This window comes from Candidatus Zixiibacteriota bacterium (assembly GCA_040756055.1).
Lineage (GTDB): Bacteria > Zixibacteria > MSB-5A5 > GN15 > FEB-12.
In genome coordinates this window covers 26,291-39,573 of record JBFLZR010000001.1, presented here as the reverse complement: position 1 = coordinate 39,573, position 13,283 = coordinate 26,291, and the positions used below count along the sequence as shown (strand labels likewise).

Annotated in this window: 9 protein-coding genes; 6 read left to right on the top strand and 3 right to left on the bottom strand. The window is 51.4% G+C overall.

The annotated features are described in order from the left end of the window. Positions 1-19: 19 nt before the first annotated feature. Both AB1483_00210 and AB1483_00205 read left to right on the top strand, forming a co-directional pair. On the top strand, positions 20-3,457 hold the full coding sequence (locus tag AB1483_00210; GenBank protein MEW6410874.1) for a DUF4175 family protein: 3,438 nt from the start codon (positions 20-22) through the stop codon (positions 3,455-3,457). Continuing rightward, the gene (locus AB1483_00205; GenBank protein MEW6410873.1) at positions 3,454-5,289 is read left to right on the top strand and encodes a tetratricopeptide repeat protein; all 1,836 of its coding nucleotides are present in this window, start codon (positions 3,454-3,456) and stop codon (positions 5,287-5,289) included. The genes AB1483_00210 and AB1483_00205 overlap by 4 nt, the downstream gene beginning before the upstream one ends. Here AB1483_00205 and AB1483_00200 read toward each other — a convergent pair. Next, on the bottom strand, positions 5,286-5,534 hold the full coding sequence (locus tag AB1483_00200) for a hypothetical protein (protein ID MEW6410872.1): 249 nt from the start codon (positions 5,532-5,534) through the stop codon (positions 5,286-5,288). The two genes, AB1483_00205 and AB1483_00200, sit on opposite strands and share 4 nt — an antisense overlap. Before the next feature lie 160 nt (positions 5,535-5,694). Between AB1483_00200 and AB1483_00195 the strand changes: the two genes are divergently transcribed. Then, positions 5,695-8,463 (top strand): DUF2723 domain-containing protein, encoded by a 2,769-nt coding sequence (locus tag AB1483_00195; protein MEW6410871.1) that lies wholly within the window; start codon positions 5,695-5,697, stop codon positions 8,461-8,463. A gap of 100 nt (positions 8,464-8,563) precedes the next feature. On the opposite strand, the gene AB1483_00190 is transcribed toward AB1483_00195, so the two are convergent. Further along, on the bottom strand, positions 8,564-9,037 hold the full coding sequence (locus AB1483_00190; protein ID MEW6410870.1) for a DUF2087 domain-containing protein: 474 nt from the start codon (positions 9,035-9,037) through the stop codon (positions 8,564-8,566). A gap of 545 nt (positions 9,038-9,582) precedes the next feature. On the opposite strand from AB1483_00190, the gene AB1483_00185 reads away from it, so the two are divergent. Continuing rightward, positions 9,583-10,767: a KamA family radical SAM protein gene (locus AB1483_00185; GenBank protein ID MEW6410869.1), complete on the top strand. Its 1,185-nt coding sequence runs from the start codon at positions 9,583-9,585 to the stop codon at positions 10,765-10,767. 107 nt (positions 10,768-10,874) lie between these two features. Here AB1483_00185 and AB1483_00180 read toward each other — a convergent pair whose 3' ends face one another. After that, positions 10,875-11,636, bottom strand: a complete 762-nt coding sequence (locus AB1483_00180; protein ID MEW6410868.1) for an SDR family oxidoreductase — start codon at positions 11,634-11,636, stop codon at positions 10,875-10,877. 371 nt (positions 11,637-12,007) lie between these two features. On the opposite strand from AB1483_00180, the gene AB1483_00175 reads away from it, so the two are divergent. Next, entirely contained in the window at positions 12,008-12,202 is a 195-nt protein-coding gene (locus tag AB1483_00175) for a hypothetical protein (GenBank protein MEW6410867.1), read from the top strand. Positions 12,203-12,356: 154 nt separating this feature from the next. Next, entirely contained in the window at positions 12,357-13,241 is an 885-nt protein-coding gene (locus AB1483_00170; protein MEW6410866.1) for a peptidoglycan DD-metalloendopeptidase family protein, read from the top strand. Positions 13,242-13,283 lie beyond the last annotated feature (42 nt).

Sequence of the window (13,283 nt, the reverse complement as noted above, 5' to 3'; positions counted from 1 at the left end):
ATCGCTGATTTACATCGCTATGGAATTGACCGAACTCAATAATACTCTTTGCGCCAGGCTGAAGGGAACTCTTCTCAAAAAGCGGCTGGCGCTGTTTGCGGCCGGATTGCTGCTTACCGGAGCGGTAGTACTGGTCGTATCTGTCATTTTGTCGGCCATTGCCGGTATAGCTGTTCTGTCAGTGCCGGTCAAGATCGGCCTTCTGATCAAATCGGGACTGATAACTCTGGCGGTGTTTGTATGGTTCGCTGCCAGGAAACTGAGGCATGGTTCGGTGGAATCGGTTGCTGTCGATCTGGAGACGAAATACCCCGAACTCAAGGGGCGTCTCATCGCGGCTATCGAGTTCGCCCGCATGACGCGTACGCCGGGTTATTCAGGGGACCTTATCGCGCAGACGCAACAGCAGGCCTTCGAGAGAGCTAAGAGAGTTGATTTCAACCGCGCCGTCGGTTGGTATCCGGCTATCAGGGCCGGCAAGTTTTTCGGTGCCGCGCTGGTTGTGGCTGTTGTTCTGGTGCTTTTGATGCCGGGACTGTTTAGTTACTCGCTTGAAGTCTACTCCAATCCATCGGTTGTGGTGGCGCCGCCGCTTGGTTATCAGGTGATCCCCGTGCCGGGCTCGGTCGAGTGGGTCAAGTGGCGCGATATCGAAATAGGCGCCGCCATAGTTGGCGACAAGCTTCCCGAAAAAGCGGTCATTCGCCACCGGCTTGCGCAGGGCGCCTGGCAGGAAACAGAAGTGGATCTGGCGAAAGTCAGAAGATCCCGGCTCGACTTTGGCGATTCGTTGATGGTGAGCATGACGTTGCGTCAGATAAACAGGTCGTTTGATTACTATGTCGAGGCGGGACGGGTGAAGACCGAGGTTCAGTCGATCGATGTCGTTGATCGCCCCAGAGTGACCGGCATCAGACTCTCCGTTTTCTATCCCGAGTATACTTCGTTGCCGCCGACCGTGATAGATGAAAACAACGGCTCGTTTTCGGCTCTGATGGGAAGCCGCGTCAACATGAACGTGACGACCAACCTGCCGGTGCAAACAGCGGAACTTGTTTTCGCGGATTCAAGCCGTCTGCCCATGGGAATCGAAGGCAAGACAGCATCGGCGGCACTGGTTGTCGAGAAATCGAAACCGTACACCATTTATCTGCTCGATCATCTTGGCGAAAAGAATCCGGACCCAATCGAATATTATATAACCGCCGTACCGGACGAGTATCCCTCGATCGATGTCATCCGCCCGGGGTTCGACGTCAATCTCAACGACGAAATGATGCTGCCGGTGCAGGTGCGAATTTTCGACGACTATGGCTTCTCATCGCTGGTGCTGAAATACTCGGTTGTCTCTCAGGGAAGGCAGTCTGCTGAGAATGTGGCGGTGCTGCATTTCTCTGACAGAATCAAGACGGAAGGCGACATTGACTTCAACTGGGATCTCAACCAGATGAATCTTTTCCCGGGAGATTATGTCAGCTATTATTTCGAGGTGGCGGATAATGACCGCATTTCCGGCCCGAGGGTCAGCCGGAGCCGGGCGTTTATAGCCCGGCTTCCTTCGCTTGACGAAATAATCGCCGATAGCGAGGCGGAGAATGCCCGACGAATCAACAACGCCGAGAGTCTGTTGCGAACCGGCCAGGACCTGGCTCAGCGTTTGAAGAACGCCGCCCGCAAACTTCAGGCTCAAAACAACGAGCTTCAGAGTGGCGACTGGCAGAATCAGAAAGAACTCGAAGCCGTTTTGGACAAGAATGTCGAGGTGGTCGAGCAGATTGAGGAGCTGGCCGAGCAGATGGAGAAATCTGTCGAAGAACTCAACGACAAGGCGCTTCTGGGCCGGGAGCTTATCGAGAAGTTAATGGAGGTACAGAAGCTCTTCGAAGAAGTAGCCACGCCGGAGATGAAAGAAGCACAGCGCAAGCTTTTCGAGGCGCTTCAGACCATGGATCCAACGCAACTTCAACAGGCTATAAACGATTTTGAGATGTCTCAGGATGAGTTGCTGGATCGCCTGGAGCGTACCCTGGTGCTTTTGAAGAAGATGCAGTTGGAGCAGAAGCTGGAGGCGATGATTCGGCAGGTGGAGGATATCGCCAAGAAACAGGAAAACATGAATGAGCGCGCGGAGTCGAGTTCGTCCGATAATCTGCCGAAGCTAAGCCCGGAGGAAGAGGGTATCAAAGAGTCTCTGGACAATGTAAGAGAGCAGGCGGATCAACTCGATGAGCTGGCGCGTATGGCCGAGATGGAGCAATCCGAGGAGTTCGGCGAGTTCAAGAAGGCGCTTGAGCAGACAAAAGCCGGGGAGCATATGGACAATATGACCGGCGCCTTGAACGAGCAGGACCAGCCGCAGGCTGTGTCGGAGGGGCAGAAAGCGCTCAGTTCGGTGATGGAGATGCTGGGCAATATGCAGCAGCAGATGATGGCGATGAAGGGCGGGCAGAATGAAGCCACCCTGAAAGAGATGCGGATGGCGCTGCAGGACGCCAACCAGATTTCGCGAAGCCAGGAGGAGCTTCTTATGGAGGCGTCGGATATCGGTTCACAGTCGCTGATGCTTCGTGAGATGGCTTCCGGTCAACAGGATCTGTCCGGCACCGTGGCCGGTCTTCAGGCCAGAATCAACGAACTGGGCAAGCAGTCGCCTTATATAGCCGCCGAGTTGAGAGAGCTGGTGGATCAGGCCGGACAGCTTATGGATATGGCGATGCGAGAGTTTGACAGCAAGAACGGCAGCGCCGCCATGCACTTCCAGCGCGAGGCCATGTATAATCTCAATCGGGCGTCTATTCGTCTGATGGAATCGCTCAACCAGCAACAGCAGTCGCAAAGCGGCGCGAACTGCTCCAACGGCGTCTCGGCGCTTCAGGCTTTGTCCGATCAGCAGAACAATCTCAATCAGCAGACGCAGCAGATGCTTGGGGGAATGGGAACGATGCCTTCTGAAGGGCAGGGGGCAGCGTTTCGCGAGGCGCTGCAGCGTATGGCCGGCGAGCAGGGGTCTATCCGCAAGTCGCTCGAAGATCTCGGCCGTGAATTCGGAGGCTCGCGCCAGATACTCGGACGTCTCGATGATATCGCGAAAGAGATGAAAGAAGTCGAAGAGGCTTTGAGTTCGGGGAACCCCGGAAGCAACGTTACCGAGCAGCAGCTCAAAATATTCTCGAGAATGCTCGAAGCGAGCCGTTCGCTCTATCGGAAGGATTTTTCGGAAGAACGCCAGTCCAAAACAGCCACCAGTCAGGCCTTCTACGTGCCGCCGGAGTTGTCCCGCGAGATACTCGATGATCGTCTCAATCTGGAGGATCGTCTGCGCCGCTACCTCGGAGATGATTATCCGCCGCAATACGAGCAGCAAATCAAGGCCTATTTCAAAGCTCTGCTTCAGAAAGAAACCGGTGTCATGCAGCAAAATCCGGAAGGCGTCAATCCGGCTGAGGGCGGACAATGACGAGCATTAGGTTCACCGCGGCAGTTGTGCTTTTGTCGATCCTGCTTTTGGCCTCAGTCGATATCTCCGCACAGCAGGAGCAGGGTACGGCCGAAACTGAAATTGGCCAGGCGGAACTCAACGCCAATATAAACTTCTGCCGCGGGCTGATGCGGGAACGCAACTACGAGGGAGCTTCGGCGCTGCTTGAGACTCTTTATGAAAAATATCCCGATAATACCGTCGTTATAAGCCTGCTGATTCAGTGCTACGATCAACTTCAGTACTACACGAAGGCGGCAGAGATAATCCAGCGTTACCTGAAGAATTACCCCGACAATTTCAACATGCGACTCTTGTATGCCGAGGTTCTTGCCAAGCAGGGTGAGCTTGACAGATCGGAAGATATCTACCGGCAGGTGGCTGAGTCGATCGCGGTCTCGAACGTAATCCGCCTGCAGGCGATAGTCCAGAGTATGGTGCGTCACAACCTCGGAGACCGGATAATATTGTTTATTGACAGTCTGCGGGCGCTTGCTTCCGACAGCACGTTGTTCGCCATCCAGCGTGGTTCGGTGCTCGAAAGCAAAAAACTTTACAGGGAGGCGGTGCTCGAATACTATCCGCTGCTGAGAGATACGTCGCGCACCGGCAACGATGCCGAAAAGCGCATAATGGACCTTCTGGATTTCGCCGATTCCCAACAGCAGGCCGAGGAGGGCCTGCTCGCGCAGTCCGATCTGCCTGAAAATGCCCGCGCCCTGAAAATTCTCTCGACTTATTACCTTAAGTCCGGGCGGTTTGATGAAGCGTTCGACTTTACGGTAAGCCGCGATTCTCTCGAAGGGTTCGACGGCGGGACACTTCTTTCATACATGCAAACGTGCTTGGAACGAAAGCTGTATCAGCAGGCGGCGCGCATGGGGGAGTATCTCTTCGGACGCAGAGAGATTTATCGGCCGGGCTCGGAGGTTTATCTTGTTTATGCTGATGCCCTCGTGCGGCTTCACCGTTACGATGAGGCTATCGCGGTGTTGGACGATCTTTTCGCCACGGCCCAGGAGGATGGTGTCAGGGTGGAGGCTCTCTACGCGCTGGGACTGATTCATCTTGATGCCCTCGGTGACAATGATAGGGCGATAGACTATTTTGACTCGGCTCAGTTTTTCTATTCGCGCAACCCCGCCTATCTGGCCGCCATGATGACCAGACCGATTTGCTATCTGCGGAAAGGCGAGCTTCAGAAGGCGGCGGAAGATTTCGATGCCGGTTTGAAGCTGAACCCTCCCGATGAAGTTCGGGAGAGGGCGGAGTATTACAAGGCGCTGATTCTGTTTTTCGAGAAACAATACGATTCCTCGCATGTGGCTCTCAAAAAGCTCCTGGTGGATCATCCCCGCGGATTGTATGTCAATGACGCTGTCAGGATGATGGTGATCATTGACGAGGCCGGTGATTCGCCCGAGCAGCTTTATGATTATTCCAACGCGCTGTTGTTCGAGGAGCGTCGTATGAGCGATTCAGCGATGGCCGGCCTGTCTAAGATAGCGAACGATCCTGACGCGGTACTGGCCGATATCGCCTTGCTGGGTCTGGCGGAATTGAGTTTGAGTCAGGCTGACTCACTTGCGGCGGTGAGATATATTGACAGTCTGTCGATCCGTTTCGAAGATTCTTATTACCGGCCTTACGGGCTTAAACTGAAAGCGGATATTTTCGCCGAGACGGTTGAGCTGCGCGGGCAGGCAGTAGAGATTTACCGATCTTTACTGGAGAAGCACGCCAATTATCCGTTCATACCCGCGGTCAGAAAGAAGATGAGAGAGCTTCAGGAAATTTCGGGTTCCGCTTAAAAGGTACTCAATTTCTTTTTGGTCATTTCGAGACCCTTGACCTGCTGCTGGAGATCGAAGATCTTTTGCTCGTACTGTTCTTTCTTTTTTGCGCGCGCTTTGGTTGTGGTCCTGACGAGTAGAGCCAGGGAGATGAGCATGAACATTACGGAATTCACCTGGCGGAAAATTTCACCCATGTTGAAAATCGAGTCCGCGAACGCCAGTATTCCGAGCACGAATAATACGCTACACCAGACAAACATTGTTTACTCCCTCCACATTGGGGGCGAATAAGCTTTGAAATAATAGGTTGTGATTAATCCATTATTTATATATTTTTTCTTTCAATCTCAGAAGAGACTGGTACTATTAAGACTTTATCGGTATAATGGTTAGCCGCTTTAGAAGGAGTATTCTGGCTATATGAATCACAATCATAAAGAGACCTTTGATAAGACCAACGCCATTTTGGCGGGAGTGGTCTTTCTGATTGCCTTTGTTGTTTATGCCCTGACGGTCCAACGGTCATTTTCCTTCTGGGATTGCGGGGAGTTTATTGCCTGCTCGTATATTCTGGGCATTCCCCATCCTCCCGGCTTTCCGCTGTTTATCTTGATTGGGCGCATATTTTCGATCATTCCCTTTGTCGAAGATATCTCCTACCGGGTCAACTACATATCGGTCCTTTCTTCAGCCGTCACAGCCATGTTCAGCTACCTTCTGACGGTGAAGCTGGTTCGGTTTTTCTTCAAAAAAGAGGACCGCGATAATCCGCTTAACCGGCTGATTGCCTATATCGGGGGTATAGCCGGCGGTCTGTTTGTGGCCTTTTCTCAGACCAACTGGGCCAACGCTGTAGAGGCCGAGGTTTACGGCCTGGCGCTGGCTCTTTCGGTGGCCATCGTGTGGCTGACGGTGAGATATTTTGAAAGACGCGGGACGCCATCGGGCACCCGGACAATGATACTGGCTTTCTATCTGGCATTGCTGGGAGTCGGGATTCACATGACTGTTTTTCTCGTTGTGCCCATTTGCGCCATATTTTTCGTGCTCAAGAAGGAGGCCACCAAACGGGACTGGCTTTTGGTATGTCTGTTCATAATCGTAGAGCTGGCTTTGATATTCCTTCTGGCCAATGCTTTCGCCGATACCAGTCGCGGCTCAACCATGTTCTTTGTCTTTACAGCTGTTTTGGGCATAGCTCTGGTGGTGATGCTGTACAAGAAAATCAACTGGGCCATTCTTGTTGCCGTAGCCTCGGCCAGTTCGATAATGGTGGCATTCTCCGACTACCTCGTAATTACCCCGATAGCGCTGGCTGTTCTGGTTATTCTCGGGCTTATCTCGAAGCAGCGGAAGTGGAATTTGCATTGGAAGACCGGTCTCACGCTGGTGATAATCGCTTTTATCGGGATATCGATTCACTTGATGGTACCTATCCGGTCTTCACTTAACCCGCGCATCGATGAAAACAACCCGTCACGCGACTGGCACACTTTTGTAAGCTTTCTGGACCGCAAGCAGTATGGTCAGATGTCGATGTTTGAACGGATGTTCAAACGCCGGGGAACGTGGGAGAATCAGTTCGGCCGGCATCCTCACATGGGTTTCTGGTCGTATTTCGAAGAGCAGTATTCATCGGGCGGATGGCGCTTTATCCTGCCGTTTTTCGGCCTTGGTCTGATGGGGGTATACACTGCCATCAAAAAACGTCTGGAGATAGGGCTGCCTTATCTCACGCTCTTTTTGATATGTTCGGTGGGCTTGATCTTGTATATGAATTTCGCTGACGGCACCCAGTATGATTACCAGACCCGGGATGCCTATCTGGAGGTGCGTAACCGTGACTACTTCTTCACGCCGGCATTTGTCTTTTTCGGCATAGCTATGGGAATGGGTGTGGCTTCGGTGATGCAGTACCTGCGGGAGGCTGTAGGCGGGGAAAACTCGAAGCGCCAACGGTTGGTGACAATCGCTTCTTCAGCTCTGGTTTTGTTGCCGGCGGTATCACTGGCGCACAGTTACCGCATAAATGACCGTTCGAAAAACAATATTCCCTACAACTACGCGGCGAATATGCTCGACACCTGTGCTCCCAACGCGATTTTGTTCACGGCCGGTGACAACGACACTTTTCCGCTTTGGGCCATTCAGGAGGTTTACGATTATCGAAAAGATGTTACGGTCGTTAATCTGTCGCTGTTGAACACGGACTGGTATGTCGAGCAGATGAAAAACCGCTACGGTGTACCTATATCGTTGACCGACGAGCAGATTCTGTGGTATCCGGAGGAGATCCGTCCCGGAATAGAGGTGCACCGACCCCGTGAGTCGTTCGTGGATCGACCCCGGGGGATAAGGACGGTTCTCAATCCGTATCCGCTGCAGGGCCGGGTCATTCGGGTGCAGGATATGATGGTCGACGAAATCGTTCTGGAAAACAAGTGGCAGAGGCCGATCTACTTCAGCTCCACGCCGTGGGATTCGGACTTGAAACTCCGTGAGAGAGTGACGATTGACGGTATCTTGATGCGTTTGGATCGTCAGCCGGATTCTTCGAGGGTAGATATACCATCTTCCTGGAACCTGTTTATGAATCACTACAATTATGATGGGTTTGAAAACTCGGTTGTCTATCGCGATGAAAACGCCACCGGCGTTTTCATGGGTCTGGGAATGGCCGCATCACAGGTGTTCAATGAAATGGCTCGTCAAAACATGGTGGATTCAGCCATGCAGCTTGCACAGAAGATAAACACCGTGTATCCGGAATACTGGCAGATGTATGTTCTTCGAATAGAAGTTTTGGAAAGGCAGGGAGATACGGCACAAGTCATGTCCTTGCTTACCGAACTTCACGATACTCTCACCGCGTTTTTCGAAAGCAATCGGGAGAACGTGTTCTACATGCAGGATCTGGGGTTAACGAAAGCGGAGATCGGCCGTCGGACGGGCGATCAGGCGATGATCGAAGAAGGCATCCGTCTGTTGTACCACGCTTTCGAGCTTTTCCCCAACAATCCGTTTGGTTTCCGTAAACTTGTCACTGTTTTGCTGCAGCAGGGTAGAACGCAGGATATTCGGACGGTGGTGCAGGAATTTGCCACGTACAAACGAAATCTGGAAGATCCCTGGGTTCAGCGATTGCTGGGGATTACCCATCCCACCGGGCTCACCCCGGACGATTACTGATGACTGGCTGAATTCTGTCTAAAAGCAAAGGCTCCTCATTCGCTCTGGCGGGCGAGGAGCCTTATTTATTTCTCTTCGTCGACGGTATGTTTTCAAAAAATCAGTCGGAAAGACGGTACTCGGTTCGGCGACGGTATTTGCCTTCTACCCGGTCCATCATCTTCTCACAGATGAACTCCCGCCGGACGGTGCAGTAGTCGCTGTGGTAGCGGCCGATTATGCGGTTGACCTCGTCTTCAGTATAGACCCGGTTTGGTTCAAACTGGGCCAGAATGTACTCCAATAGGTATTTGCGCTTGCTCCGCTGCGCCGGCAGAGTGTCGATATGCTCGTCCTTAACGAAATTGGAGACAACCTTGTCGCGCTTGGTATGGCCGTTTTGATTGGAGTGCTTTTCGAGCCAACCGTGAACCGAAACTTCGGGTATACGCCAGTCTTTGCCGATTTTGTATGCCTCGATCTCGCCGGATTGCACCTTCCGGGTAATAACCTGGACATTCATTTTTAGCTTTTCGGCCAGTTCAGAAGTAGTGAAAAACTCAGTGGTCTTGATCAAACCTTCTTTGTATTCCATTTTCATGTTCCTTAGTAAATAATATTGTGGGAATAAGGGCTCGCGCAATGGTATTGTCAAGTATATTTTGGTACAATTCGGTATTTTATTCGCAATGACGCTCATCTTCAGTCAGTCACTCATCCGCAGGAGCTGACACGGGCATTTCCGGGGCCGGCTGAGTTTTAGCACGAAAACCGGGAAATGGTTGGAAAATCCGGCTTTGAGGTGTCATCAAAATAGTTCCCGGCCCGATGTGCGCCAGACAGGCTAAGTAATTGTAATAAAGCTGGTTAACTTGCGGAGGTGGTGCCGAATGGGTGTTTTCATGCCTTTTTTGACGGTTGATGCCTTGCCAGAGGCGTTTTATTTTCGTATTTTGAATGGAGAGAGGTTGCGGACGAAGCTGTAAAGCTGTTATAGCTCCTCAAGATCGTTTTTGGATTCTGCCTGCATGGCCTTTGGTTATATCCGCTAAGCAACCTCAACACAACTGCGAGTTTTAGCTCTCTAAATCTGGTATTTGCCTCTACGGTGAGTCCTGTTCAGGAGCAAGGAGGCGGGTTATGGAAACCAGACAACAGTTAAGCCTGTCCGGCCGAAAGAGACGGCCCAGGCTCGTACTCGGCATTGAAAAGCTTCCCCACCTTTCGGACGAGGAAAAGGCCGCTTTAAAGGAAGTAACCGGTCGGTATCCTTTCAGGGCGAGTGAGTATTACCTGAATTTGATTGATTGGAACGACCCTTATGACCCTATCCGACGGCTGATAATTCCGCATCTTCACGAGTTAAAAGCGTGGGGGGAGCTGGATGCGTCGAAAGAAAAAGCTGTTACGGTTCGTAAGGGGGTTCAGCACAAGTATGCCTCGACGGTACTACTGCTGGTCAATGAGGTGTGCGCGTCGTACTGCCGGTATTGTTTTCGTAAGCGTCTGTTTATGAACGATAACGATGAAGCAACCTATGATATTGAGGCCGGCATCGATTATATCAGACATCATCCGGAGGTCAATAACGTACTTTTGACCGGCGGCGACCCGATGATTCTTCCGACTCATCGTATCGAGAAGATACTGGCGAGTTTGCGGCATATCGAGCATGTGCGCATTATCCGCCTCGGGTCGAAAATGACAGCTTTCAATCCGTTCAGATTTCTTGACGACGATCACCTTATGGAGGTGTTCCGCAGATATTCGTTGCGGGATCGCCGAATCTACATGATGTGCCATTTTGACCATCCGCGCGAGCTTACCGAAGAAGCGCGTGAGGCAATCGATCGGCTCTTGCGGGCCGGCGTGATTTGTGTCAACCAAAATCCCATAATCAGGGGAATATCGGACGATGCCGATACGATGGCTGAGTTGTGGAACGAGTTGTCTTATATCGGTGTGCCCCAGTACTATGTTTTTCAATGCCGACCTACCCGGGGAAATGAACCGTACGCGATACCGATCGTCGAAGCCTACCGGAAGATCGAGCAGGCGAAAAGGAAGTGCTCGGGTCTGGCAAAAAGACTGAAATACGGCATGTCGCATGAATCGGGCAAGATAGAGGTGGCGGGAGTTGACTACCACCACATCTATTTGAAATATCATCGGGCCAAGCATGTGGTCGATGAGCAACGCCTGGTGGTGTGTTATCGCGATGATCGAGCCGTGTGGCTGGATCAATTGCGGCCGGTGGAAGGTTATCGAAATGACTATTATCGCTCCACTTATGACCGTCAGGCGCCGCGCGATTTCATGGCGTGAAATTAGACTGCCGATGAATGTCCCGCCGGGATAGATGTAAAAAAGTCAGGCCGTTTTGACCTGACTTTTTGTTTAACCGACTCAATTTCTTCTCAAGCGGGCGTTTGCTATTCGGACTTGTGGGTAATCATTGCCGAAGCTTGCGCTTTGGGAAATATGATTATCTCGGCCACCTGAACATGATCGGGCCGACTGGCAATCCAGACTACGGCGTCGGCAACATCATCTCCCGTAAGAGGTTTGAATCCTTTGTAAACCGAGGCGGCGCGCTCTTTATCACCGCGGAACCGCACTTCGGAGAACTCCGTCTGCACCAGGCCCGGATCGACCGTCGATACTTTGACCGGCGTGTCCACCAGATCCAGTCGCATGCCCTTCGTTAGAGCGTCAACGGCGTGTTTGGTGGCGCAATACACGTTGCCGCGCGGGTAAACCTCGTGTCCGGCAATGGAGCCAATATTGATAATATGGCCGCTCCCCCTGGCAATCATATGAGGGATTATTGCCCGGCTTATGTATAGAAGTCCCTTGATGTTGGTATCGATCATTTCTTCCCAGTCTTGCAGTTTCGCTTCGTGAAACTTATCCAGTCCGCGGCTCAGGCCGGCGTTGTTAACGAGGATGTCGATATCTTTCCATTGCGGCGAAAGTCCGGCGATGGCACGCTCGACCGCCTCGCGATCGCGGATATCAAGTGGTAGAATCTGACAATCCGTTTCGAGTTCAGCAATGAGAGCGTTCAGTTTTTCTTTTCTCCTCGCCGCCAGGATAACCCTCGCGCCTTTGGCCGCGAAGCGCCGGGCGCACGCTTGGCCTATGCCCGACGAGGCTCCGGTGACGAGTACGATTTTGTTTTTCAGATCTGTCATATCGAATCACCTTTTGTACAATGTAGTTTTTCCGAATCTAGGCCCTGATTTTGGTTCAGTCAAACACTTTACTGCTCAAGATTTGCTCAACGTTACAATCATGACCGTATTCGCTGAGAATATCTGCCGGTGTGGTCTTTACCTGACTGACTATAGGACACAATCGACACAATGATTGCTCTGTCAGCTAAACCGTTCCTGAATGGCCCGTTTTTCCTCAATATTATGATATTGCTGTACAATAACTTAGAATATTTTGCTGCCGTTATTGTCGGTAATGGCTGTCGGCACATAATCTGCAGAGTCATTGGACATGAAACTAGCCTAAATTTTGTACGGCTGCCGCCCGATATTAATATGGTGAATAGTCCATGGCTCCTTCGGGTGACAGTCAGCACGCGGAGGAACCCAAAGTGGCGGACATTGAAAAGAAACAGGAGTTGATCAGACCGAGCAGGCCCAAAAAGACCTACTGGCACCTTTACAGCCTTCAGAGTCTCGAATCGGAAAAACTGGCTCGCATAGTCAACAAGGTCCTGAAGAAAGAATACGTACTGATAAAATAGGCTGGTAATTAAAGCTTGACAGTCTTCACCATCAGTCATAACTTCTGCCCGAGCTAGTTGAGATTTGGGGCAGGACGCCTGTTCGTCTCCAATTTTCTTACGTTTTTAAGTATTTTGGAAGAGTATAAGAGTGCTTAGGAAGAAATTAACATTGATGTTAATTCCCAATTCAATGGGAATTCTAAAACAGCTCAGTATCCCGGTGGCTCTCATTTATTTTGGGGCCCTCGGCGTTATCATTTTGCTTATCGCCACCTTTTTCCTTTCGGCTCATTTTTTCTCCACTAAGGTTGACCAGTCTGAACTCGAGCGGCTCCGCACCGAAAACACCCGTCTTCAGGAGAAATATGAGCAGTTGAGATGGAACCTGGCCGAGGTGAGCGACCGATATAGTGAGCTGGTCCAAAAGGAAATCAAAATCCGCTCCATCTTTGACTTGCCCGAAATTGACCTCGAAGAAAGACAACTTGGTATCGGTGGTCCGGCGGCGGCGCAGCTCCAGGAAGTATCTGATTTGGAAAAGGATGCGATGTCTACCGAACTTGAGGTCGATCGCCTGCTTCGTCTGTCTCGATACGAATTGGAGAAATACGGAGAAGTTCAAGACGCCCTTACCAATATCAAGGACCGTCTGGATCATACCCCCTCGATTTGGCCGACCAAGGGATGGGTTTCGCGTGGTTTCGGGATGAAGTTTGACCCGTTCACCGGTTACAAGCAGATGCACCGGGGTATTGACATTGCCAGCAGAACCGGTACGCCGATTATCGCCACTGCCGATGGTGTAGTCAAATCAATCAGCACCGACAACATGATGGGTAAATACGTTGTCATAGACCACGGATACGGTTTCAAGACCCGATACGGACATCTGTCGCAATTTAAGGTCAAGCAAGGTCAGAAGGTGAAAAGAGGGGATGTGATCGCTTTGATGGGTTCGACGGGTTATTCGACCGGTCCGCACCTTCATTATGAGGTCATTCGTAACGGTAAATTTTTCGCCCCCAGTCAGTTCATACTAAATGACATGAATCGATAACTGAAGCATAAGATTTATAATAAAGGCCGCCGGTTTCCGGCG

What these genes read in the sequence shown, in the direction of transcription:
- AB1483_00185 (MEW6410869.1), top strand. Translation starts at nt 9,583, where the DNA reads ATGGAAACCAGACAACAGTTAAGCCTGTCCGGCCGAAAGAGACGGCCC.
- AB1483_00195 (MEW6410871.1), top strand. Translation starts at nt 5,695, where the DNA reads ATGAATCACAATCATAAAGAGACCTTTGATAAGACCAACGCCATTTTG.
- AB1483_00175 (MEW6410867.1), top strand. Translation starts at nt 12,008, where the DNA reads ATGGCTCCTTCGGGTGACAGTCAGCACGCGGAGGAACCCAAAGTGGCG.
- AB1483_00190 (MEW6410870.1), bottom strand. Translation starts at nt 9,037, where the DNA reads ATGGAATACAAAGAAGGTTTGATCAAGACCACTGAGTTTTTCACTACT.
- AB1483_00170 (MEW6410866.1), top strand. Translation starts at nt 12,357, where the DNA reads ATGTTAATTCCCAATTCAATGGGAATTCTAAAACAGCTCAGTATCCCG.
- AB1483_00180 (MEW6410868.1), bottom strand. Translation starts at nt 11,636, where the DNA reads ATGACAGATCTGAAAAACAAAATCGTACTCGTCACCGGAGCCTCGTCG.
- AB1483_00200 (MEW6410872.1), bottom strand. Translation starts at nt 5,534, where the DNA reads ATGTTTGTCTGGTGTAGCGTATTATTCGTGCTCGGAATACTGGCGTTC.
- AB1483_00205 (MEW6410873.1), top strand. Translation starts at nt 3,454, where the DNA reads ATGACGAGCATTAGGTTCACCGCGGCAGTTGTGCTTTTGTCGATCCTG.
- AB1483_00210 (MEW6410874.1), top strand. Translation starts at nt 20, where the DNA reads ATGGAATTGACCGAACTCAATAATACTCTTTGCGCCAGGCTGAAGGGA.